Source organism: Janthinobacterium aquaticum (assembly GCF_009208565.1).
GTDB lineage: Bacteria > Pseudomonadota > Gammaproteobacteria > Burkholderiales > Burkholderiaceae_D > Janthinobacterium.
On sequence record NZ_WFLK01000009.1, the window covers coordinates 223,392 to 246,837 of the forward strand.

Below are 23,446 nucleotides of genomic sequence, written 5' to 3' on the forward strand. Positions count from 1 at the left end.
ATCACACTCACAAGCCTGCTTTTTTACCAATGTTTATAGCAAGGAAAATTATGTTGAAGACCCCTACTTTCACGCCCCTGAAGGCGACCATCCTGGCGCTGGCCCTGGCGGGCAGCGCCCAGGCTGTGTCCCTGCCGGCTGTCGAAGCGCAGCACGGCATGGTGGTATCGTCGCAGCACCTGGCCAGCCAGGTCGGCGTCGATATTCTGAAAATGGGCGGCAATGCGGTCGATGCGGCGGTGGCGGTTGGCTATGCGCAGGCAGTGGTCAATGCCTGCTGCGGCAATATCGGCGGCGGCGGCTTCATGACCATCCACCTGGCCAACGGCAAGGATACCTTTATCAATTTCCGCGAAAAGGCGCCGGCGGCCGCCAGCGCCGATATGTATCTCGATGCGGACGGCAAGATCAAGCCCGGCGCCAGCCTGCACGGCTACCTGGCTGTGGGCGTGCCAGGCACGGTGGCCGGTTTCGAGCGCGCGCAGCGCCAGTACGGCAAGCTTACGCGCGCCCAGGTGATGGCGCCGGCCATCAAGCTGGCGCGCGAAGGCTATATTCTCAACCGCGGCGACACCGACATTATCGACACCACCGTGGCCTACTTCAAGAAAGACCCGGAAGCGGCGCGCATTTTCCTGCGCAAGGACGGCACGCCGCTTCAGCCGGGCGATCGCCTGGTGCAGAAAGACCTGGCGCGCACGCTCGAATCGATTGCGCGCCACGGCCCGGACGCCTTCTACAAGGGCGCCATTCCGGCCGCTGTGGAGAAAGCGGCTAAAGCAGCTGGCGGCATCATTACGGCGGCCGACTTTGCGGCCTATACCACCACCGAGACGGCGCCGTTGACCTGTACCTATCGCGGCTACCAGTTTGTGTCGGCGCCACCACCGAGTTCGGGTGGCGTCACGCTGTGCCAGACCCTCAATATTCTGGAGGGCTACGACATGAAGTCGTTTGGCTACCAGTCTGCCGCCAGCATCCATTACATGACCGAAGCGATGCGCCATGCCTACAAGGACCGCAACAGCTATCTGGGCGACCCGGATTTCATCAACAACCCGGTCGAACACCTGCTCAGCAAGTCCTACGCCGCCGAGATCCGCAACAAGATTTTGCCGGACCGCGCCACCGCGTCGAGCGAAGTGCCGCCCGAGACCATGCAGCGCGAAAAACCGGAAACCACGCATTACTCGGTGCTGGACAAGGACGGCAACGCCGTTTCGACCACCTACACCGTCAACGGCCGCTTTGGCGCGGTGGTGATTGCCCCAGGCACCGGCTTTTTCCTCAACGATGAAATGGACGACTTCACCAGCAAGATCGGCGCCAAAAACATGTATGGCCTGGTGCAGGGCGCCAGCAATGCGATTGCGCCGGGCAAGCGGCCGCTGTCGTCGATGGCGCCGACGCTGGTCAACAAGGACGGCCAGACCTATATGGTGCTCGGCTCGCCCGGCGGCTCGCGCATTATCAGCATCACGCTGCAGTCGGCGATCAATGTGATCGACTTCGGCATGGCGCCGCAGGAGGCGGTCGACGCGCCGCGCATCCATCATCAGTGGCTGCCTGACCAGGTGTATTACGAACGGCGCGGCGTCTCGCCCGATACGCTGGCGATCCTGAAAAACATGGGCTACACCATGACCGAGCAGACGCCGTGGGGCGCCACGGAGCTGATCCTCAAGGGCCTGCCGGCCGCCAATGGCGTTGATCCTGCCAGTTCGGGCAATGACTCGGGCGTGTCGGGCAAGGTGCGTGCCGGCTGGTTGTATGGCGCCAACGATGCGCGCCGTCCGGCCGGCGCCGCCATCGGTTATTGAGGCCTGAAGGAGTGACTGCCGCTGGCGCCAGTGCTATGCTAGCGGCTTTCAAGGGCATAACGGAGTAGCACAGATGGTCTCCCTGCAAGAGCAGTTTTTAAAGGCCGGCCTGGTCGACAAGAAAAAGGTCAAGCTGGCCAACCAGGACAAGAGCAAGCAGAAAAAGGACGAGCGCAAAAGCGGCACGCAAAGCGTCGACGAAGTGCGCCTGGCCGCGCAGGAAACCCAGCGCAAGAACGCCGAGCGTGCACGCGAACTGAACGCCCAGCGCGACGCGGCCGCCAACCAGAAAGCCATCGTCGCGCAGATCGCGCAGCTGGTGCAGAAGAACCGCCAGAGCAAGGGCAACAACGGTGACGTGCCGTACAACTTCACGTTCAACAACAAGATTGAGCGCATCTACGTTACCGCTGCCGTGCAGGCGCATCTGGTGGCGGGCCGCCTGGTGATCGTTTGCCTGGCCGGCGCCGTCGAGCTGGTGCCACGCGTGATCGCCGACAAGATCGCCGAGCGCGACCCGGCCATCGTGGTGCGCGTCAAGCAGGCCAGCACCGAAGTGGACGAGGACGATCCGTACGCAGCGTTCCAGATTCCTGATGATCTGATGTGGTAACAGCACGTCAGCAAACCGCTGACGTGTTCCATTTCAGACCTGGCTGAGCCAGGTCAACATGTTCGGGCGGCAGACAGCCATGCTGTGCTGTCGCCACCGTCCCGAGCATGCGCATGTCCTCACTTTCAATATCACCCTATCGCCAGCGCGCCCATGCGGCGCAACAGAATCGGCAGGATCAGCGTGCCGTCCAGCCAGCCCGTTTGCGGCAAGCCCTGTATCGCGCCAATGACCTCGCCCTGCCACTGCTGCGATCACGGCTCGCGCCGATCGATATCACGCCCATCTGGCCGCAACTGAGCGCGGTTTGCCACGATGTGGCGCTGTGTTATTGCAGCGTGCAGGCACCACTGCCAGCCGTGCTGGAGCGTTTGCTTCAGCCCATTCTGCCATCGAAAAAAATGGCCTCTGCCATGCTGGCCGCTTTGCGTGACGCCAGCAAGCTCTATGGCATCGGCTGGCGCAAGCTGCAGGGGGCGGCTGCGCCCGGCTCGCTTGGGCAAAATCACGCTATGCCACATCCGGGCATCATCGCCGCCGATTTTGTCCATGGGCATGTGATCACGGTGATTGCCATGCTGCGTCAGCTTGGCGAAGGACTGGCGCAGGCCTTGACGGCGCGCAAGGCCATGCTGTCTGCCGTTGCGCAGAACCCGCGCCTGGGGACTCAGGTCGGAGACTGGCTGGCGCGGCATCAGTCAGCCCTGTTGCGCCATGACGCGCTGCGCGTGCAATCTGCGGCCCTCGATAGCGTTCCCGCGCAGCGCACGAAGCTGCCTTTGCTTCAGCCGCGTGATGGTGCCGGAACGCCGGGCAAGGTGGAGCGGGATATGGAAATCCTGCGTTTCTATGTAGCACAGGGCAATCGTGAGGCGTACTGGGGTTATCTGAAGGCCAATGGCGACCCTTATGCACGGCTGGCCCTGGGCGTGGTACGCAACGATACGATCAGTGGGGTAATTGCCAACGGCTACGCGCAGATGCGGGCCGATCAGATGAAAGTCGTGATGAGCCAACGGGATTGGGAGAAATTTGGAGTCAAATTGATGCAAGTTGATTTTGCCATCCGTGAAAGTTATTTGGCTCAATCGCTTGCATTGGGGAAACTCATATCGTTACCAGTCAGCGATGTTGCAAGTTGCCACGAGAAAATGTTTAGTAGCATTGGTCTTGATATAGGTGCCTGGACAGCGCATATCCCTCTTTCACGATATTTGGAGGTCAATGACCAAGTGGGTGCAGAAAAGGTGTGGGAAGCCATGCTTGATGAGCGATTTTTCGTAGGCGCCACGGGCGTTTTGCAATCGGAAGCGCAAGCACTCTTTTCTTCAGGTAATGCTGCCTTGCATGCGGACTGGCTGGGTAAAGTTAGCGTGCTGATGTCGGGTTATATTCTGGATCCTCACCAAGCATATGCTGACGCCGATAAAATCGGCAGCTGGCGCTATGATAATGGTGGCTGGTCGCGCATGCGCTTCGATTACCCTGCTGCGATGGACGGCAGCTTTGCAGTAGAGCGTGCACCTGCAAGGCTGGCCGAGCAGCTGCATGCTGACCGCCTATTCCGGCTTGAGCGGAAAATCCCGTTTCCCCGCCATCCTTTGGATGCGACCCCGATCTTGCCGGGGCGCTAGCATGGCGAAATTGGCTGCTGGCAAACCGCGGTGGCGCCGGCGCATGGCAATAGCCAGCCTGTGTCTGTTATTGGCCTGGTGCGCTGTTCAAAGCGAAAAGCCTCCCGAGTTGCTGGGCATGCGCATCAATGGCAATCCCATGATCGTGCCGGTCAGTTATATCCCGCGCTATCAGCGGGGTTGGTACGGGCAAGGAATGGCTACAAAGGGACTGTATATTTTGGCTCAGTGGACCGATGGAACGATGCAGCCGTTTGTCAGTCCCGAAAGTAATACGCCAATCTGGTTCACCTACCACGATAAATACAGTATTTTGTTGCGCAATGTGCCCAACGAGACTTTCCCGGCGCGGCGCAAGCTGGCCACTTTTTATGCCTCGATCAGACTGCCGAACCGTCACGCGGACGGCTGGCGTTATGGCTTGCTGCGGCTGGTTCACAATGATGTCGAACAGCGTGAGCGCGAACACGCTCTTTCAACTTTTGCCGAACAGGACCTATATCTTTATCCATCGCACGACCAGATCGAGACCATGATTACCTGCGATCCGGATTTTTTCCCTAACCCCTACACCGAGCGGGCCTATGCCCTGCAAAAGCGCGGCAAGTTCGTAATCAATCCCATGTGCTCGCACGATATGTTTATGCATGACCTGAAAAATACGCAAATCGAGATCTCCTATTTCCGGGTTCATCTGCCGCGCTGGCGCGAGATCGAAGAGGCGGTGAGGGCGCTGCTGCAGTCATTCAAACCGCTACCGGGGAGTCTGCACTACGAGCAGGAGCAAGATAAGCCGCCGCCGGTTTGTCGCAGCCATGCATTGACTGTAGCTCCAGCGACAAAAGAGGAAGTGGATGGCAACCCGGTCGATATCGCACCATTTTGTACGATCCTCAATGCAAAAAGCCCACTCGGTTGAGTGGGCTTTTCAATTACTGCTGTTCTTGGTGGCCCGGGGCGGAATCGAACCACCGACACAAGGATTTTCAATCCTCTGCTCTACCGACTGAGCTACCAGGCCAAGGTGGCGAATTATAGCAGACCGTCACGCATGCGCAAGGGCTGGCGGCGTTTTTTTTGAAAATACATCCTGTCGCTGATGAATGTTTGTTTTAATGTAAATATGATCTGAGCTTGCGGACGTTTTTCTCGATAAGCGATGGGCCAGCAGTACAGCCACTGTCGAAAAACTGCTGCCGTACCTCACAGTGCTTGACCTCGATGCAGTTCTGTTACGCCACCGCGGCTGAAAAGAGAAGGGCAAACGCTATAATGCCCCCATGAATAATCCATCTTCCCCCACCATGCGGCGCATGATGCACAGCCACAGCGATGTGTGCATCGTTGGCAACGGCGCCATTGCGAAAACCACGGCGCTGGCGTTTGCCCAGGTAGGGCAGAGCGTGACCTTGCTGACGCCTGCATCGGTGCCAGCAGCCGCTTCGGCTCCGGCGCTCGTGCCCGCCTGGGACGTGCGCGTGTTTGCGCTCAATCACACGGCGCATGCCTTGCTGTCGTCGCTGAAGGTGTGGGGTGCGCTCGACGCCGAACGGGTAGCGCCGGTCGATGCGATGGTGGTCAGCGGCGATGGTGCGCAGGCCGGCGGCCTGGGATTTGACGCCTATGGCGCCCATGTCGGCACGCTGGCGTGGATCATTGAGGACCGCAACCTGAACCAGGCGCTCGACGCGGCGCTCAGGTTTGCGCAGAACGTCAACCAGGTGCAGGGGCGCGCCAGCCGGATCGAATGGCGCAGCGACGCGGCCGTGGTGCATCTCGATGGCGGCGACAGCATTACCGCGGCGCTGGTGGTGGGCGCCGATGGTGCGCAGTCGTGGGTGCGCGGCCAGTGCGATATTGGCCTCGATTACCGCAGCTATGGCCAGCGCGGCGTGGTCAGCAATTTTGAATGTGAAAAGCCGCACCACGGCGCCGCGCACCAGTGGTTTACCGGTGCCGACGGCATCGTGGCGCTGCTGCCGCTGCCGGGCAACCGCGTCTCGCTGGTGTGGTCGGCGCCCGATGCGCTGGCCGATGTGCTGGAGGCCGAGTCGGCCGGACAGTTGGCAGAACGCCTGGCGGTCTATTGCCAGGACAAGCTGGGCGTCTTGACGCCGGTGCAGCCGGAACTGGTGCGCTCGTTCCCGTTGCGCCTGATGCGCCCGCACAGCATGGTCGCGCCGCGCGTGGCGCTGGTGGGCGACGCGGCCCATGTGGTGCACCCGATGGCTGGCCACGGCATGAACCTGGGCTTTGCCGATGTGGCGCAGTTGGTCAAAACGATCACCGAGCGCGAGCCGCAGCGCGGCATCGGCGACGAGCGCGTGCTGGCCCGCTACGCGCGTGCGCGCAAGGAAGATGTGCTGCTGATGGTGATGGCCACCGACGGCCTGGCGCGCCTGTTCGGCGCCGATATCGAACCGCTGCGCGTGGTGCGCAACCTCGGTTTGAGCCTGCTCGACAAGCTGCCGGGTCTGAAGCGCCGCATGATTTCTCACGCGCTGGGAAAGTGACGCCGCAGCCTGCCTCAGCAAGGCTGATATAGTCAGGGTAAAATCAAGGTCGCCGCAGCCTGGTCTGCGGCGATTGTTTTATTAAAACGCATTTGCAAAGGGCGTCGCCCTGCCAGCGTGTACAGTGGAGAAGTGATAGTGATGAAATTGAGCAGAATCGCCGTGTTGATGGCGTCAGGTCTGATGATGGCGTGCGCCGGCGCGGAGACTCCGACCGAAGCAAATATCAAGAAGCTGATCGAGCCACGCCTGGGCGATGGCGTCAAGGTCGACTCGATCAAGGAAACTCCGTACAGCGGCCTGTATGAAATCCGCACCGGCGGCGATATCCTCTATACCGACAAGAACGCGCAATATCTGTTTGTCGGCCATGTATACGACGCCAAAACCTCGCAGGACCTGACCAAGGAACGCCTGGACGAAGCCAACCGCATCAAGTTTTCCGACCTACCTCTCGGTTCGGCCCTGAAGACCGTCAAGGGCAACGGCAAGCGCGTGATCGCCGTGTTCGAAGACCCGAACTGCGGCTACTGCAAGCGCTTCCGCCAGAATGCGTTGAAAGAGATCGACAACGTCACCGTCTACACCTTCATGTACAACATCCTGTCGCCGGACTCGATTGCCAAGTCGCGCAATATCTGGTGCGCACCCGACCGCAACAAGGCCTGGGACGACTGGATGCTCAACGGTAAAGTACCGGCCACGGTGGCCGCCACCTGCGCCAACCCGCACGACAAGATCCTGGCGCTGGGCCAGCAGCTGCACATCTCGGGCACGCCGTCGATCTTCTTTGCCGATGGCACCCGCATCCCTGGCGCGGTCGATGCCAAGACGCTGGAACAGAAATTCTCGACCATCAAGTAATCCGGGCAGTCGCCAGGAGAGCTGGACGGCGCGCCCTTGCACGGCGCGCTTTTTTTTGGTTTTTCACCATGGAGCGGCAATGAGACGTTTGCATGTCAATGGCAGCGAAGTGCAGCTTGACGCCGATCCCGCCATGCCGGCGCTGTGGGCGCTGCGCACCAACCACGCGCCGGGAGCGGCAGCATGACGGTAATGGGCATCCTGCTGGCGGCCGGCCGCGGCCGGCGCTTCGATCCGAGCGGCGTGCAGAACAAGCTGCTGCAACGGCTGCCCGACGGGCCGCATGCCGGCCTGCCGGTGGCGGTGGCGGCGGCAAAGAACATGCTGGCGGCGCTGCCGCGCGTGCTGGCCGTGGTGCGGCCCGATGACGCGCAGCTGGCGCGCCAGCTGGGCAGTCTTGGCTGCGAAGTACGCATCTGCCACGATGCCGACATCGGCATGGCGGCCAGCCTGACGTTCGCCATCGAACATGCGCGCGGCGCGCCAGGCTGGATCATTGCGCTGGGCGACATGCCGTTCGTGGAAGCGGCTACAATCTGCGCCTTGTCGCAGGCGATCGACGCCGGTGCGCAGATCGCCGTGCCGGTATGGCAGGGGCGGCGTGGCAACCCGGTCGCCTTTGGCGCCGTGCACCTGCCGCTGCTGCTGGCGCTCGATGGCGACCAGGGCGCGCGCAGCATCGTGCAAAGCCATGCGGTGCGCGAGGTGTCGGTTGACGACAGCGGCATCGTGCGCGATATCGATACGCCGGGCGACCTGTTGCAGCCCCCCGGCTGATCCGCAATAACCAGAACAGAGGAAAACAATGAAAAAAACACCGCTCAAGAAATCCGCCGCCAAGGCGCCGATCAAGGCACCGGCCGCCGGCATAGTCTACAGCATCACCGCGCTCGACCTGGCTGGCCACCTGTTCCGCGTGACCTTGAATATCGAAGCGCCGGCCGCCATCGGCCAGGTGCTGTCGCTGCCGGCCTGGATCCCGGGCAGCTACATGATCCGCGAGTTCTCGCGCAATATCGTGGCTATCCGCGCCGAGTCGAACGGCAAGCCGGTGGTATTGACCAAGCTCGACAAACACAGCTGGCAGGCCGCGCCATGCCAGGGCGCCCTGATGGTGGAGTACGATGTCTACGCCTGGGATCTGTCGGTGCGCGCTGCACACCTGGACCAGACGCACGGCTTTTTCAACGGCACCAGCGTGTTCCTGTGCGTGCAGGGCCAGGAAGATGCCCCGCACGAAGTGCAGATCGTGCAGCCGAAAGACGCCGCCTGCAAGACCTGGCGCGTGGCCACCACCTTGCCGGAGCTCAAAGCAAAGCGCTATGGCTTTGGCAGCTACCAGGCTGCCAGCTACGATGAGCTGATCGACCATCCGGTCGAGATGGGCGACTTTGCACTGGCCACTTTCAAGGCGCATGGCGTACCGCACGATATCGTCATCACTGGTCAGGTGCCGAACCTGGATCTGGAACGCCTGTGCCGCGACCTGAAAGCCATCTGCGAAACGCAGATCGCGTTTTTCGAGCCGAAAACGAAGAAAGCGCCGATGGACCGCTATGTGTTCATGACCATGGCCGTCGGTGACGGTTATGGCGGCCTGGAACACCGCGCCTCAACCGCGCTGATCTGCGCGCGCGCCGATCTGCCGACCACCGCTGCAACCAGCACCGCCATCAGCGACGGCTACCTGAAATTCCTGGGCCTGTGCAGCCACGAGTATTTCCATACCTGGAACGTCAAGCGCATCAAACCGGCTGTGTTTGCACCGTATGACCTGCAGAAGGAAAACTACTCGCCGCTGCTGTGGCTGTTCGAGGGCTTTACCAGCTACTACGACGATCTGATGCTGGTGCGCGCCGGCCTGATCGACGAAGAGGCCTACTTCAAGCTGATCGCGAAAACCGCCAACAGCGTGCTGCGCGGCAGTGGCCGATTGAGCCAGAGCGTGGCCGATTCCAGCTTCGACGCCTGGGGCAAATACTATCGCCAGGATGAAAATGCACCGAACGCCATCGTCAGCTACTACACCAAGGGTTCGCTGATCGCGCTGGCGTTCGATCTGACGCTGCGCAGCAAGACCAACGGCGAGAAGTCACTCGACGATGTGATGCAGGTGCTGTGGCAACGCTATGGCCGTGACTTTTACCGGGGCGCAGCGCGCGGCGTGACGCCGGCGGAAGTGGAAGCGTTGTTCGATGAAATCAGCGGCACGCGCATGAAGCCGTTTTTCGAGCGCTATATCCGTGGCACCGACGATGTGCCGCTGGCGCGCCTGCTGGCGCCGTTCGGCGTCAAGTATGCCGACCTGCGCAAGGATCAGAAACCAAGCCTCGATGTGACGCTGGGTCGCGATGGCAACGATGCCAAGCTGTCGCAGGTGCATCACGGCGGCGCCGCGCACAAGGCCGGTTTGTCGGCCGGCGACGTGCTGGTGGCCGTCGATGGCCTGCGCGTCACGGCTGTCAATCTGGAAACCTTGCTGGGCCGTTATGGCGTGGGTGACCAGGTCAATGTGCATGCTTTCCGCCGCGATGAACTGCACACGTTCAATGTGCAACTGCAGGGTGACCGCGTACCGAATATCACTATGTCAATAGTTCCGATATCAAAAAGAGTTAACGCTCTGCTACGCCCGACTGCCTGATTGTTGTAAATGTTGGTCAAGCCGGTGCTGCGGATCATGTCGTCGACAAGATTCGCCGCTGCCGGTCGTTCTTTTGCAGGGTTTCAAGGTACAATTTCCGATACGAAATTTTTCGTGCCTATAAGCATTTCCGTTGCGGCCTCTTCCGCAACCTGTACTCAGCTTCCGTGAAACTCGACCCCGCTACCATTATTCTCATGTCCACTGTGATGGCAATCGCCATGGCGGTGGTGATGTTCTCTGCGCAACGCAGTTTCCCGCGCAGCGTGGGCGGCTTGCGCGAGTGGGTTATCGGCTTGGTCGGCCTGATACTGGCCAGCGTCCTGTTTGCGCTGAACGGCCTGGTGCCGTCCTGGTTGCTGCTGCCGGTTGCCAATTCGGTCTTTCTATGGGGGGCCGGCATGCAGATGATCGGCACCCAGCTGTTTTACGGCGTGCGGTCCAGCTGGTGGCTGTTCCACCTGAGCTGGCTGCTGGGCCTGGTGGTAATGGGCATATGGCTGTACTGGAAGCCCAATTTCCCGATGCGCGTGGCCATGTATTCGTTCCTGATGCTGGCGCTGACGTTCCAGCAGTTCCTTGTGATTATCCGCTTTGGCGAACGGCATTTGTCAGCCTGGTTTTTTGCCGCTCTGTCGCTGATGCTGTCGGCCACGCTTCTCCATCGCGGCGTAATGGCGCTGCAAGCCGGCGGCGCTGGCTACGACGCCATGCATGGCGGACCCAATCACAGTATGTACCTGGCCGTGCTGTCTTTCATGACCTTGCTGCTGCCGGTCGGCTTCATGACGGTGGCCACGCGCTGCCTGCAAAAGTTGCTGGAGCAGCGCTCCAACCGCGACCCGCTGACGGCGGTGCTGAACCGGCGCGGCTTTGCCGAAGTGCATGCCCAGGAAAACCTGCGCGCCCGCCGCCAGGGCACGCCGCTGGCCGTGATGAGCCTCGACCTGGATTTTTTCAAGGCCATCAATGACCGCCACGGCCACGCCGTGGGCGACCAGGTGCTGGTCGATGTGGCCGGCGTGATTTCCAGCGCGTTGCGCGGCAGCGATGCGGTAGCCCGTTTTGGTGGCGAAGAGTTCGTGGTGCTGCTGGCCGATACCCACCAGGCGCGCGCCGAACTGGTGGCGCAGCGCATTCAGTTTGCCCTGCGCCAGCCGCGCCCGGGGCAGTCGCTGCCCAGCTATACGCTCAGCATCGGCATTGCCTGCCAGCTCGATCCGGCCGAGGATCTCGACAGCCTGTTGCTGCGCTCGGACCGCGCACTGTACCGCGCCAAGCAGCTGGGCCGCGACCGCATCGAAGTGGCATGCGAAGCCCTGGCCATGCCGCCTGCACCGGTGCTGCCGGTGGCGCGCCTATATACCTGAGATAGCTGGCAGTCCTGACACGGTTTTTATTAAATTTTCTTGATATAAACTAATTTTGCCAGAATCAAACTAGAATCGACTCCACGCCAACTTGCTTATGCCTGACCGTGGAAATACTCGATCCGCTCACTATCATGATAATGACGACCCTGATGTGCGGGGCGATGGCCATTGTCATGTTTTCGGTCTACCGCAGCTTCCGCCAGGAAGTGCATGGGCTGGGCCACTGGTGCGCCGGGCTGGCATTGCTGGTCGTGGCCTCGATTTTATTCAGTACGCGCAATGTGCTGCCCGAGCCGATCTCCATCGTGGCAGCCAACGCGGCCATGATATTGGGCATCGGCCTGTCGATGCTGGGGACGGAAAAATTCTTCGGACAGCCGCTCAGCCTGCGCTTTTACTGGCTGGTCTGCAGCACTGGCGTGCTGGGCATCGGCTGGTGGCTGATAGTTCAACCCAATTTCTCGGTACGCGTGGCGATCTTCTCGTTTGCTGTCTTTTTGATCTATGCGCGCCAGGCGCAACTGGTGATCCTGTACGGCGAACGCCATTTTTCAAGTATTTTTTTCGGTGTGCTGATGGTAGTGCAAGCGTGCGTGGTGCTGGCACGCGGCGCGGCGGCGCTGCTCTACGGCGGCAACAGCGTGGACCTGACCGTGACCGGCAACAACGCCAGCATTTACCTGGCGGTGGCCAATTTCATGGCGCTGCTGCTGACAGTGGGTTTCATGACGATGGCCACGCGCCGCCTGCAAGATATCCTGGAGCGCCGCTCCACCCATGATCCGCTGACGCAGGTGCTGAACCGGCGTGGCTTTGGTGCGGTGTATACGCGCGAAAAGGCCAAGTTGCGGCGCCATCGGCGGCCACTGGCCTTGCTCAGCATCGATCTCGATTATTTCAAGGCCATCAACGACACCCATGGCCACGCCGTGGGCGATCAGGTGCTGACCCATGTGGCAGCGCTGATCAGCAGCGTGCTGCGTGAATCGGACTGCGTGGCGCGCTTTGGCGGCGAGGAATTTATCGTACTGATGCCCGATACGGCGCCGCATCACGCCCTGAAGGTGGCTGAGCGCATTTGCCATCTGCTGCGCCACGGCGAGCGCCAGGCGCTGCCTGCCTGCACGGTCAGCATCGGTGCGGCCTGCCAGGCGTCCGAACATGAGGAGCTCGAGCAACTGCTGTCGCGCGCCGATGCGGCGCTCTACCTGGCCAAGGAAAATGGCCGCGACCGCATCGAATTCGACGTCGCTGGCCTGGCCGCCGTGGTTTAAGCGAACAGGCGCTGCAACTCGACGCCCGGATCGGGCGCGCGCATGAACGCCTCACCGACCAGGAAGCTGTGCACATGGGCCTCGCGCATGCGCTGCACGTCGGCTGTGGTGTGGATGCCCGATTCCGTGATGATCAGTTTGTCTTGCCCAATGCGCGGCAGCAGGCCGATGGTGGTGTCGAGCGAAGTGTCAAAGGTGCGCAGATTGCGGTTGTTGATGCCGATCAGCGCGCTCTTGAGTTTCAGGGCGGCGTCGAGTTCATCGCCGTCATGGCTTTCGATCAGCACGCCCATGCCCAGTTCGTGCGCGCACGCTTCCATCTCGGCCATCAGGCCATGATCAAGCGCGGCGACGATCAGCAGGATGCAGTCGGCGCCCATCGCACGCGCTTCATAGATCTGGTACATATCGACCATGAAGTCCTTGCGCAGCACCGGAATGGCGCAGGCGGCGCGCGCCTGCTGCAGATATGCCACGCTGCCCTGGAAGAACTGTTCGTCGGTCAGTACCGACAGGCACGCTGCGCCATGCTGTGCATAGCTGGCCGCAATCTCGGCCGGGCGGAAGTCGGCGCGGATCACGCCTTTCGACGGCGAGGCCTTTTTTACTTCGGCGATGATGCCGGGTTGGCCGGCGGCGATATGCTGGCGCAGGCTGGCCTCGAAGCCGCGCAGGTTGCGGCGCAGTTCGGCATCGCTTTCCACGTCGCTGCGCAGGCTGGCCAGCGAACGGTGCGCCTTGGCGCGGGTAACTTCTTCGGCTTTGACGGCCAGGATTTTATCGAGTATGTCGGACATGATAGGGTCGCTTCCTGAAAAAGTTTATGCGCGCGCCTGGGCGCCCAGTTGCTGCGTCACCTGCACGAACTGGTCCAGCTTGGCCAGCGCCGCGCCGGAGCTGACGGCCGTGCGCGCACGCGCCAGGCCGTCCTCGATCGAGCTGGCCACGCCGGCCGCATACAGCGCCGTGCCAGCGTTCAGTGCCACGATGTCGGAGGCGGCGCCGGGTTCGCCGCGCAGCGCTTCCATCATCTTTACTTTCGATTCGGCGGCGTTGGCCACTTTCAGGTTGCGGCTGGCAATCATCTGCAGACCGAAGTCTTCCGGGTGGATTTCGTATTCGCGGATTTCGCCGTTGACCAACTCACCGACCAGGGTGCCGGCGCCGAGCGAGACTTCATCCATATTGTCGCGCCCATACACCACCAGCGCATGCTGCGCGCCGAGGCGCTGCAGCACGCGCACCTGGATGCCGACCAGGTCGGCATGGAACACGCCCATCAGGATATTCGGTGCACCGGCCGGATTGGTCAGCGGTCCCAGAATATTGAAGATGGTGCGCACGCCCATTTCACGGCGCACCGGGGCGGCGTGTTTCATCGCGGCATGGTGGTTCGGTGCGTACATGAAGCCGATGCCGGTCTGCGCGATCGACTGGGCGATCTGCTCGGGCTGCAGGTCGATATTGACGCCCAGCGAGTCGAGCGCATCGGCGCTGCCCGACGAGGACGAAACGCTGCGCCCGCCATGCTTGGCCACGCGCGCACCGGCCGCAGCGGCCACGAACATCGAGGCGGTCGAGATATTGAAGGTATGGGCGCCGTCGCCGCCGGTGCCGACGATGTCGAGCAGGTTGGTGGTGTCGGCCATCGGCACTTTGGTGGAAAACTCGCGCATCACTTGCGCGGCGGCGGCGATTTCGCCGATGGTTTCCTTTTTCACGCGCAGGCCCATGGTCAGGGCGGCGATCATGGTGGGCGACATTTCACCGGACATGATCTGGCGGAACAGGTACAGCATTTCGTCGTGAAAGATCTCACGGTGTTCGATACAGCGCAGCAGCGCTTCTTGTGGGGTGATCGGCATGATGCTTCCTTCTTCAATGATGGCGCAGGAGGACACTGAGGGCGCGCATGGCTGCGCGCGCCGGATCAGCGCTCGAGAAAATTCTTCAGCAGGGCGTGGCCGTGCTCCGACAGGATCGATTCGGGGTGGAACTGCACACCCTCGATATCGAACTCCCGGTGGCGCACGCCCATGATTTCGCCGTCGTCGGTCCAGGCTGTCACTTCCAGGCAGGAAGGCAGCGAGGCGCGTTCGATCGCCAGAGAATGGTAGCGGATCACTGTAAAAGGGCTGGGCAGGTTCTTGAAGACGCCCACGCCGGTATGGGCAATGGCCGAGGTCTTGCCATGCATGACCTGCTTGGCGCGGATCACCTTGCCGCCGAATGCTTCACCGATGGCCTGGTGGCCCAGGCATACGCCGAGGATCGGCTTCTTGCCGGCAAAGTGCTTGAGCACCTCGATGGAAATGCCGGCCTGCGCAGGCGCTTTCGGGCCTGGCGAAATGCAGATGCGGTCAGGATTGAGCGCCTCGATCTGTTCGATCGTGATTTCATCGTTGCGGTAGACCCGCACATCTTCACCGAGTTCGCCGAAGTACTGCACGATGTTATAGGTGAAGGAGTCGTAATTGTCGATCATCAGCAGCATCTCAGAACTCCCCATCCAGGCCATCTTGAACTTGTTCGGCAGCGCGCAGTACGGCGCGCGCCTTGTTTTCGGTTTCCTGCCATTCCATTTCCGGAATCGAGTCGGCCACGATGCCGGCGGCCGCCTGCACATACAGCATGCCGTCCTTGACGACGCCGGTGCGTATCGCAATGGCCACGTCCATTTCGCCGCCAAACGACAGGTAGCCGCAGGCGCCGCCATAGATGCCGCGCTTGGTGATTTCCAGTTCGTCGATCACTTCCATCGCACGCACCTTGGGCGCGCCGGTGAGGGTACCGGCCGGAAAGGTGGCACGCAGCACATCGAGATTCGACAAACCGTCTTTGAGCTTGCCTTCCACGTTCGAGACGATGTGCTGCACATGCGAGTACTTTTCAATCACCATGCGGTCGGTGACCTGTACGCTGCCGGTGTCGGCGATGCGGCCGATATCGTTGCGCGCCAGGTCGATCAGCATCACGTGTTCGGCGATCTCTTTCGGATCGGCCAGCAGTTCTTTCGACAGCTCGGCGTCGCGCTCTGGCGTGGCGCCGCGTGGACGGGTGCCGGCGATCGGTCGCAGCGTCACTTTCTTGCCACCTTCGGCCAGCGTTTCGTTGCGCACCAAAATCTCGGGCGAGGCGCCGATAATCTGCATGTCGCCGAAGTTATAGAAGTACATGTACGGCGAAGGATTGAGCGAACGCAGTGCGCGGTACATGCTCAGTGGCGAATCGACATACGGTTTGCGGATGCGCTGGCCGATCTGTACCTGCATCAGGTCGCCGGCCATTACGTATTCGTGCGCCTTGGCGACCGCCTTCAGATAGTCTTCCTTGGAGAAGTCGCGGATCGTTTCGGTGCGCACCGAGGCACTCGTCACCGGCGCATCGACGCCGCGGCGCAGCAGCATGCGCAGGTCTTTCAGGCGCTGGCGCGCTTTCGAGAACGATTCGGGCTGGGTGGTGTCGGCATACACGATCAGATACAGCTTGCCCGACAGGTTGTCGATCACTGCCAGCTCTTCGGTCACCATCAGCTGGATATCGGGCAGGTTCAGGTCATCTTTCGGCGCGCCGCCGGCCAGCTTTTTCTCGATATGGCGTACCGTGTCGTAGCCGAAGTAGCCGGCCAGGCCGCCGCAGAAACGCGGCATGCCGGGGCGCAGCGCGACCTTGAAGCGCGACTGGTACTGTTCGATGAAGTCGAGCGGGTTGCCCTCATGCTGCTCGATCACCACGCCGTTTTTAATGATTTCGGTGTGGCTGCCATGGCTGCGCAGCACGGTGGTGGCGGGCAGGCCGATAAAGGAAAAGCGCCCAAAGCGTTCGCCGCCGACCACCGACTCGAGCAAGAAGGTGTTCTTGCCGCCTTGCTGGGTTTGCGCCAGTTTCAGGTACAGCGTGAGCGGGGTTTCCAGATCGGCAAAGGCTTCGGCGATCAGGGGGATGCGGTTGTAGCCTTGCTGGGCCAGCGATTTGAATTCGAGTTCGGTCATGTTTCTCTCCATGCTGCCGGACGATGGTGCAGGCGCACCGATCCGGCAGTGGTTATCAAAAAACCTGCTGGTACACGATCATTCATGGGCGTGCACCGGCAGCAATCGTTACGGCTCGGCCTTAAGCCTGCCAGGATTGCCAGCGTCGCCAAAGCCAGGCCTCAATCGAGCCGGTTTGGGTAACGTTGTGTTTTTTGATCAGAAACGTGTTCACGATAAGTTTGTCAGTATGCGTTCAGTTGGGTTAGTTTTGCATGCTTATGACATGGGCTGCAGGGCTTTAGCAGCGTCAAGCAGCGTATTTACTATACCATCGGAATCGGTTTCATGTATAGAGTGTCCGTGGTTGTACCCATACGGTACCGTCAGTACCGGGCAACCCGCACTGCGCGCCGCTTGCGCGTCGTTCGAGGAGTCGCCGATGGCCACTACCTTCGATGGTGCCAGGTCGAAGTCCCGGCACACCTGCAGCAACGGCAGCGGGTCCGGTTTTTTCTTTGGCAGCGAGTCGCCGCCGTAGACGATCTCGAAAAAGTCGCGCAGTTTTTTCTGTTCCAGCAGCGGCAGCGCAAAGGCGATCGGCTTGTTGGTCACGCAGGCCAGGCGCAGGCCGGCCGCCTTCATTGCCGCCAGGCCTGCGATCACGTCCGGATACAGGGTGCTGTGCTGGCCGTTGATGGCCAGGTAATGGCGCTGGTAGGCGTCCATCGCCTGCTCGAAGCGCTGCTCGACGCCGGCGGCGTCCAGGTCCAGTGCCAGCACGCTGCGGATCAGGTTTTCCGAGCCCTTGCCGACCATGTGCTTGATGGTCTCGGCGCTGATGGGCGCCAGCGCCAGTTCGGCGCGCATGGCGTTGATGGCGACATGAAAATCGGGCACGGTGTCGAGCATCGTGCCATCGAGGTCGATAATGGCGGCGCGCACGCCAGCCAGTGCTGCATGGTTCACCGCGCCCGCCGCCATTATTTGGCCACCACGTTGGCCAGTTCTGCGCGCATGGCGTCGATTACGGCCTTGTAGTCAGGCTTGCCGAAGATGGCCGAGCCGGCAACGAAGGTGTCGGCGCCGGCCGCAGCGGCGGCGGCGATATTGTCGATCTTGATGCCGCCATCGACTTCAAGCATGATGTCGCGGCCCGATTCGTCGATCATGCGGCGCGCTTCGGCGATTTTCTTCAGTGCGTGTGGAATGAAGGACTGGCCGCCGAAGCCCGGGTTGACCGACATGATCAGGATCATGTCGATCTTGTCCATCACGTGTTCCAGGTAGTGCAGCGGGGTGCCGGGATTGAACACCAGACCCGATTTGCAGCCATTGTCGCGGATCAGTTGCAGCGAGCGGTCCAAGTGCTCGGACGCTTCCGGGTGGAAGGTGATGATGTTCGCACCGGCCTTGGCGAAATCCGGGATAATGCGGTCAACCGGCTTGACCATCAGATGCACATCGATCGGTACTTGCACATGGGGACGGATCGCTTCGCATACCAGTGGGCCGATGGTCAGGTTGGGTACGTAGTGATTGTCCATCACATCGAAGTGGATGATGTCGGCGCCGGCCGTGACGACGTTGCGCACTTCTTCGCCCAGGCGGGCAAAATCGGCGGACAGGATGCTGGGAGCGATACGAAATTGGGTCATGGTAAGGTAGGCTTGAGGTTGGAAAATGCGATTGGCGCTATTTTACGCCGCGCGCCGCAGCCATGCCGCTGCAAGACGCAATAACAACGCTCGATGACGAGAGAATGGGAATACCGATGGCAACTTATGAATTTACGGTAACGGTCAAGACGCAGTACTTGCCGGAGCAGTCGGCACCCGAGCAGGGCCGCCATGTGTTCAGCTATACCATCCGGGTGGTCAATACCGGAACGGCCGGCGCGCAACTGATCGCGCGCCACTGGGTGATCACGGACGCCAACAACAAGATCGAGGAAGTACGCGGCCTTGGCGCGGTTGGCCATCAGCCGCTGCTGCAGCCGGGCGAACAGTTCGAATACACGAGCGGCACCGTGCTGGCCACGCCGCAGGGTTCAATGCGCGGCGAATACTTCTGCGTGGCCGAAGACGGTCACCGGTTTGAAGCGCCGATCCCCGAATTCGTGCTGTCGCTGCCGCGCACGCTGCACTGATTCATTTCAGCTTTTCAGTCGACTTCTGCTGATTTTCCAGCTGCTTTTGTGCCGGCGGGGCCGGCTTCCTGCCGGCATACATGGTCCACCAGACGATAAAGGCCAGCAGGAAGAACGCCGCCATTGCTTCCAATATCAAGATCCACATACGCATCCTCATGTTGTCAATTACACGCCGAAGTCTACTCCTTCCCCTGTCCGCCGTCGTACTTGCGCTGGCAGCTTGTACTTCACCGATGCCTTCCACGCCGGCAGCGTCGTCCACGCCGCCGAATGGCGCGTCCGGCAAGCCTGCCCAGGCCAAGCCTGCCGACAAGGCCGATAGCGCCGATGCGGCCGCGCCCACCATGGTGCCGGGCAGTTTCGACGCCTTGCCCGGCTGGGGCCGCGACGATGTGCGCGCGGCCTGGCCGGCCTTTATGGCTTCCTGCGGCGTGCTGGTCAAGCGCGCCGAATGGAAGGAGCCGTGCACGATTGCGCGCCAGGTCAGCGCCGACAGCGACCAGGCGATTCGCCAGTTTTTCGAGGCGTTTTTCGTGCCGAACCGGATCGTGGCGGCCGATGGCAGCCAGTCCGGCCTGGTCACCGGCTACTATGAGCCGCTGCTGCACGGTGCGCGCAAGCGCGGCGGGCCCTACCAGACGCCGCTCTACAAGGTGCCGGACGATCTGGTGTCGGTCGATTTGTCGGGCGTGTATCCGGAACTGAAAAACCTGCGCCTGCGCGGCAAGCTGGTCGGCAAGAAAGTGGTGCCGTACGCCACCCGCGCCGAGATCGAACGCGCGCCGGCGATGGCCGGCAAGGAGCTGATGTGGGTCGATGATGAAGTCGAGGCGTTTTTCCTGCAGGTGCAGGGCAGCGGCCGCGTGCAGCTGACCGATACCCAGGAAACCGTGCGCGTGGCCTATGCCGACCAGAATGGCCATCCGTATAAATCAATTGGCAAATATCTGGTGGAAAAGGGCGAACTGACATTGAGCCAGGCGTCGGCGCAGGGTATCAAGGCCTGGATCGCCGGTCATCCGACGCGCAAGGACGAGCTGTTCAACGCCAATCCCAGCTATGTGTTTTTCAAGGAAGAGCGTTTGCCGGACCCGAAGGTGGGCCCGAAAGGGGCGCTGGGCGTACCGTTGACGCCGCAGCGTTCGGTGGCGATTGATTCGCGCTATGTGCCGCTGGGCGCGCCGCTGTTCCTGGCTACTACCCAGGCCAACAGCGACATCCCGATGCAGCGCCTGGTGATGGCGCAGGACACGGGCGGCGCCATTCGTGGCGCGATCCGTGTCGACTATTTCTTCGGCTTTGGCGCCGAGGCGGCTGAAAATGCCGGTCGCATGAAGCAAAGCGGCATGGTGTGGGTACTGTTGCCGAAGCAGGCGCCGGCGCGCTAAATCAGCGCAATACCAGTACCGGCAGCTCGGTGTGGGCCAGCACTTTCTGCGTTTCGCTGCCCACAAACAGCTTGTTGAGACCCTTGCGGCCATGCGAGGCCATCAGGATGATGTCGCACTGATGCACTTGCGCCGCGTTGACGATTTCCTCGTAAGGACTGGGCGACAAGGCCAGCACGCCTTCGAACGGTACATCGGCCGCGCGCGCCGCCTCGCCGATTTTTTCCAGCGCCTGGCGCGCCGATACATTCATCTGTTCTTCGTACAGGCTGGCGTCAAGCACGATGCCGCCGTCGGCCATCGGTGAAAACGGGAACGGCTGCACCACGCTGATGGCAACCAGTTTGGCCTGGTTGAGCTTGGCAAAAGCAATGGCGGTCCGGGCGGCATGGTCGGACAGCGGCGAGCCGTCGGTGGGAAATAAAATCGATGTAAACATGGCATGCTCCTTGGTGATGATTGAACAGCTTATGGATTTACCTCAGGCAAAACTTTGATACAGGTCAAAGTAGGCGACTTTATCAACAATGTCGCCAAGGCAATCACCAGTGTATGCCGCTTTCGGGCTTCATGCGCGCACCTTGCGTAGCGGCGTGCCCCATACCATGGCGATGGTCAGCGCGATGCTGCCACCGGCAATGCAGGCCATGCCGGTGCGCACGCCGGCATGTTCGGCCACCCAGCCAGCTGCCAGCGCACCAAGCGGTGCGGTGGCCACCGTCAGGAAACGCATGGTCGAGGTCATGCGTCCCAGCATGGGGTCGGGCGTGACCTTCTGGCGCAAACCCAGGTAGGGAATAAAGAACAGCATCACGCCGCAGTCGAAAAAGAAGGTCAGCACCGCATAGGCGGCGGCACTGGCCAGCGCACTGCCAAACAAGGCGGCGGGGATGGCCGGCATCAGTGCAAAACAGACCGCGGTCGAGGCCAGTCCGATCAGAATGGTGGGGCCGGCGCCGTAACGGCGCGTCAGCGGCCTGACGATGACCGCGCTCAGCAGCAGGCCGGCGCCGCCCATCATTTGCGCCATGCCCAGCACGCCCGGGCTCATGCCGAGGTTGCGCGTGGCAAACAGTACGGTCAGCGCCGTGCTGGCGTAAAACAGGAAGTGCCAGATGCCCGCGCCCCAGGCCAGCGCACGCAGCAAGGGTTGGTGCCAGACAAACAGCAGGCCGTCGGCAATATCGCGTAGCGGATGGTTGTGCGATGGCGCGGGACGCGGATCGCGCACGCTCATGGCGCGCAGATTGATCACGGAAATCAGGTAGCCGCAGGCAGTGGTCAGGATGGCCACCGGCGCCGACAGCGTCTGCACCAGCACGCCGGCCAGGCCCGGACCGATCAGGCGCGAAGCCGATTCGGTGGCGGCAAATTTCGACTGCGCATCGATCAGGCCGTCGCGCCCGACCAAAAAGGTCAGGAACACCTGCTCGGCGCCGCCGCCGACCACAAAGCCGGTGCCGATCATGAACCCCACCGCATACAGCCAGGGCATCGACAGCACGCCGCACCAGTATGCTACCGCCACGCTGGCCAGGGCCAGGCCGGACATGCTTTCGCTGGCCAGCATGATCGGATGCTTGCTGCGCCGGTCCAGCAGCACGCCGACCGGCAGGCCGAAAAGCGCGAACGGCAACGCCTGCAGAGCGACCAGCATGCCCATCTGTTCCGGCGTGGCGTGCAGCAGCAACACCGCGCACAGAGGCAGGGCCAGCGTGGTGATCTGCACGCCGAAGCAGTTCAGGCCATTGCTGAACCACAAGCGCCGGAAATTGACGGTGGCAGCGCTGCCATCGCCGCGCAAGCGGGCGGCCAGAGAGTGATAGAGAGCGGTAAAAATACGGCACACGGAAAGAGGGTTGGCAGGCTCATGATAATAGCAGTGCTCTGCAGCAGCGCTGGCGCTGGCCGGTGCTTAGCCGCTACAATTGCCTGACCCCATATCGAGGAGACACCATGCAGTATGAAGACCTGATTATCGAAGTCCAGGACAGCGTTGCCGTCATTCGCCTCAATCGTCCCAAGGCGCTCAACGCCCTCAACGAGAACATGATGAATGAACTGGGCGCAGCGCTGCTGGCGTTCGACGCTGACGACAAGATCGGCTGCATCGTGCTGACCGGCAGTGAAAAAGCGTTTGCTGCGGGCGCCGATATCGCCGCCATGGCCAACTATACCTATCCCGATACCTATACTCAGGGCTATATCAGCCGCAACTGGGAGCATATCCTGCGCGTGCGCAAGCCGGTGATCGGTGCGGTAGCTGGCTATGCGCTCGGCGGCGGCTGCGAGCTGGCCATGATGTGCGACTTCCTGATTGCTGCCGACAGCGCCAAATTCGGCCAGCCGGAAATCAAGGTAGGCGTCACGCCAGGCGCCGGCGGCACGCAGCGCCTGCCGCGCGCCATCGGCAAGGCCAAGGCCATGGACCTGCTGCTGACGGCGCGCACCATCGATGCACTGGAAGCCGAACGCATCGGCCTGGTGTCGCGCGTGGTGCCGGCCGACAAGCTGATGGAGGAAGCGCTGGCTGCGGCGAAAACCATTGCCGCCATGCCGACTTCGGTGGCGATGATGATCAAGGACTGCGTCAACCGCGCCTTTGAAACCACGCTGACCGACGGCGTTGCCTATGAGCGCCGCCTGTTCCAGTCGGCGTTCGGTACGCCGGCGCAAAAAGAGGGCATGCATGCCTTCCTGGAAAAGCGCTTGCCAAACTTCGACGGTCTTTGATATGATTCGCCTCCTCGCAAAACGGTGCACACAAAACAAGGTGTTGCGCAGTATAGTGAGGGAAAAAAGAAGGTTGACGAAACAAGCGAAACGCTTCATACTCTTCCTTCTTCGCAGCTGACAAACACAACGCTTTGTCGATAGCGCGAAACAAGCTTTACCGAATACAGTTCTTTAACAATTAACAGTCGATAAGTGTGGGCATTTGATGAAGTGCAGCGTTGATCTTCGGATTGACGTAAAACTTAAAATATCAAATGTTCACAAGAAATAATGAAATAGGACGCTACGAAAGTAGTGGCCTGTCAGTTTTTTGAGTGAGCGACCCATCAGCAATGATGGTGCCGGTAAAACGGCAAAGTAACAGAGATTAAACTGAAGAGTTTGATCCTGGCTCAGATTGAACGCTGGCGGCATGCCTTACACATGCAAGTCGAACGGCAGCACGGAGCTTGCTCTGGTGGCGA

The 23,446-nt window shown here is 61.2% G+C and carries 22 protein-coding genes, 1 tRNA gene and 1 rRNA gene; 14 read left to right on the forward strand and 10 right to left on the reverse strand.

The window, feature by feature from the left end; genetic code table 11:
- The first annotated feature begins 158 nt into the window (after positions 1 to 158).
- The 4 genes from ggt to GCM43_RS15935 all read left to right on the forward strand — a co-directional run bounded on the left by ggt (position 159) and on the right by GCM43_RS15935 (position 4,986).
- Entirely contained in the window at positions 159 to 1,820 is a 1,662-nt protein-coding gene (ggt, locus tag GCM43_RS15920; RefSeq protein ID WP_226929513.1) for a gamma-glutamyltransferase, read from the forward strand.
- Between the two features lie 73 nt (positions 1,821 to 1,893).
- Positions 1,894 to 2,433, forward strand: coding sequence for a DUF2058 domain-containing protein (locus GCM43_RS15925; protein WP_152245981.1), 540 nt, complete (start codon positions 1,894 to 1,896; stop codon positions 2,431 to 2,433).
- Positions 2,434 to 2,546: 113 nt separating this feature from the next.
- The gene (locus GCM43_RS15930; RefSeq protein ID WP_152245983.1) at positions 2,547 to 4,067 is read left to right on the forward strand and encodes a hypothetical protein; all 1,521 of its coding nucleotides are present in this window, start codon (positions 2,547 to 2,549) and stop codon (positions 4,065 to 4,067) included.
- 43 nt (positions 4,068 to 4,110) lie between these two features.
- Positions 4,111 to 4,986, forward strand: a complete 876-nt coding sequence (locus tag GCM43_RS15935; protein ID WP_152245985.1) for a hypothetical protein — start codon at positions 4,111 to 4,113, stop codon at positions 4,984 to 4,986.
- A gap of 26 nt (positions 4,987 to 5,012) precedes the next feature.
- Here the strand turns inward: GCM43_RS15935 and GCM43_RS15940 are convergent.
- Positions 5,013 to 5,088 (reverse strand) — tRNA-Phe (locus tag GCM43_RS15940).
- A 259-nt stretch (positions 5,089 to 5,347) separates the two neighbouring features.
- Here GCM43_RS15940 and GCM43_RS15945 point away from each other — a divergent pair.
- From GCM43_RS15945 to GCM43_RS15970, 6 genes are all read left to right on the forward strand, one after another.
- The gene (locus GCM43_RS15945; RefSeq protein ID WP_226929508.1) at positions 5,348 to 6,580 is read left to right on the forward strand and encodes an FAD-dependent monooxygenase; all 1,233 of its coding nucleotides are present in this window, start codon (positions 5,348 to 5,350) and stop codon (positions 6,578 to 6,580) included.
- A gap of 141 nt (positions 6,581 to 6,721) precedes the next feature.
- Positions 6,722 to 7,444, forward strand: coding sequence for a DsbC family protein (locus GCM43_RS15950; protein WP_152245987.1), 723 nt, complete (start codon positions 6,722 to 6,724; stop codon positions 7,442 to 7,444).
- 183 nt (positions 7,445 to 7,627) lie between these two features.
- Positions 7,628 to 8,221: a nucleotidyltransferase family protein gene (locus tag GCM43_RS15955; RefSeq protein WP_152245989.1), complete on the forward strand. Its 594-nt coding sequence runs from the start codon at positions 7,628 to 7,630 to the stop codon at positions 8,219 to 8,221.
- A gap of 28 nt (positions 8,222 to 8,249) precedes the next feature.
- Entirely contained in the window at positions 8,250 to 10,088 is a 1,839-nt protein-coding gene (locus GCM43_RS15960) for a M61 family metallopeptidase (protein WP_152245991.1), read from the forward strand.
- Between the two features lie 167 nt (positions 10,089 to 10,255).
- Positions 10,256 to 11,458 (forward strand): GGDEF domain-containing protein, encoded by a 1,203-nt coding sequence (locus GCM43_RS15965; RefSeq protein ID WP_226929509.1) that lies wholly within the window; start codon positions 10,256 to 10,258, stop codon positions 11,456 to 11,458.
- 134 nt (positions 11,459 to 11,592) lie between these two features.
- Positions 11,593 to 12,735 carry a GGDEF domain-containing protein gene (locus GCM43_RS15970; protein WP_152245993.1) on the forward strand — a complete coding sequence of 381 codons (1,143 nt, stop codon included), beginning with the start codon at positions 11,593 to 11,595 and terminating at the stop codon, positions 12,733 to 12,735.
- Here the strand turns inward: GCM43_RS15970 and trpC are convergent.
- From trpC to rpe, 6 genes are all read right to left on the reverse strand, one after another.
- Positions 12,732 to 13,532, reverse strand: coding sequence for an indole-3-glycerol phosphate synthase TrpC (gene trpC, locus GCM43_RS15975; RefSeq protein WP_152245995.1), 801 nt, complete (start codon positions 13,530 to 13,532; stop codon positions 12,732 to 12,734). The two genes, GCM43_RS15970 and trpC, sit on opposite strands and share 4 nt — an antisense overlap.
- A 24-nt stretch (positions 13,533 to 13,556) precedes the next feature.
- Positions 13,557 to 14,600 (reverse strand): anthranilate phosphoribosyltransferase, encoded by a 1,044-nt coding sequence (gene trpD, locus GCM43_RS15980; RefSeq protein WP_152245997.1) that lies wholly within the window; start codon positions 14,598 to 14,600, stop codon positions 13,557 to 13,559.
- Between the two features lie 65 nt (positions 14,601 to 14,665).
- Entirely contained in the window at positions 14,666 to 15,229 is a 564-nt protein-coding gene (locus GCM43_RS15985) for an anthranilate synthase component II (protein WP_152245998.1), read from the reverse strand.
- Position 15,230: 1 nt separating this feature from the next.
- Entirely contained in the window at positions 15,231 to 16,727 is a 1,497-nt protein-coding gene (trpE, locus tag GCM43_RS15990; protein WP_152246000.1) for an anthranilate synthase component I, read from the reverse strand.
- A 258-nt stretch (positions 16,728 to 16,985) separates the two neighbouring features.
- Positions 16,986 to 17,690: a phosphoglycolate phosphatase gene (locus GCM43_RS15995; protein WP_152246002.1), complete on the reverse strand. Its 705-nt coding sequence runs from the start codon at positions 17,688 to 17,690 to the stop codon at positions 16,986 to 16,988.
- Complete coding sequence (rpe, locus tag GCM43_RS16000; protein ID WP_152246004.1) at positions 17,690 to 18,364, reverse strand: ribulose-phosphate 3-epimerase; 675 nt, start codon at positions 18,362 to 18,364, stop codon at positions 17,690 to 17,692. Before rpe ends, GCM43_RS15995 begins: the two co-directional genes overlap by 1 nt.
- A gap of 116 nt (positions 18,365 to 18,480) precedes the next feature.
- Here rpe and apaG point away from each other — a divergent pair, with 116 nt between their 5' ends.
- Positions 18,481 to 18,855, forward strand: a complete 375-nt coding sequence (gene apaG, locus GCM43_RS16005; protein WP_152246006.1) for a Co2+/Mg2+ efflux protein ApaG — start codon at positions 18,481 to 18,483, stop codon at positions 18,853 to 18,855.
- A gap of 1 nt (position 18,856) precedes the next feature.
- On the opposite strand, the gene GCM43_RS25835 is transcribed toward apaG, so the two are convergent.
- Positions 18,857 to 19,003, reverse strand: a complete 147-nt coding sequence (locus GCM43_RS25835; RefSeq protein WP_193315638.1) for a hypothetical protein — start codon at positions 19,001 to 19,003, stop codon at positions 18,857 to 18,859.
- Between the two features lie 88 nt (positions 19,004 to 19,091).
- Here GCM43_RS25835 and mltA point away from each other — a divergent pair, with 88 nt between their 5' ends.
- Positions 19,092 to 20,246: a murein transglycosylase A gene (mltA, locus tag GCM43_RS16010; protein ID WP_152246008.1), complete on the forward strand. Its 1,155-nt coding sequence runs from the start codon at positions 19,092 to 19,094 to the stop codon at positions 20,244 to 20,246.
- A gap of 1 nt (position 20,247) precedes the next feature.
- Here mltA and GCM43_RS16015 read toward each other — a convergent pair whose 3' ends face one another.
- Positions 20,248 to 20,685 carry a universal stress protein gene (locus GCM43_RS16015; protein WP_152246010.1) on the reverse strand — a complete coding sequence of 146 codons (438 nt, stop codon included), beginning with the start codon at positions 20,683 to 20,685 and terminating at the stop codon, positions 20,248 to 20,250.
- Positions 20,686 to 20,814: 129 nt separating this feature from the next.
- A complete protein-coding gene (locus GCM43_RS16020) occupies positions 20,815 to 22,095 on the reverse strand; it encodes an MFS transporter (RefSeq protein WP_152246012.1) in 1,281 nt (426 codons plus the stop codon).
- Positions 22,096 to 22,202: 107 nt separating this feature from the next.
- Between GCM43_RS16020 and GCM43_RS16025 the strand changes: the two genes are divergently transcribed.
- Both GCM43_RS16025 and GCM43_RS16030 read left to right on the forward strand, forming a co-directional pair.
- Positions 22,203 to 22,979 (forward strand): enoyl-CoA hydratase, encoded by a 777-nt coding sequence (locus GCM43_RS16025; protein WP_152246014.1) that lies wholly within the window; start codon positions 22,203 to 22,205, stop codon positions 22,977 to 22,979.
- Positions 22,980 to 23,351: 372 nt separating this feature from the next.
- Positions 23,352 to 23,446 (forward strand): 16S ribosomal RNA (locus GCM43_RS16030); the annotation flags it as partial.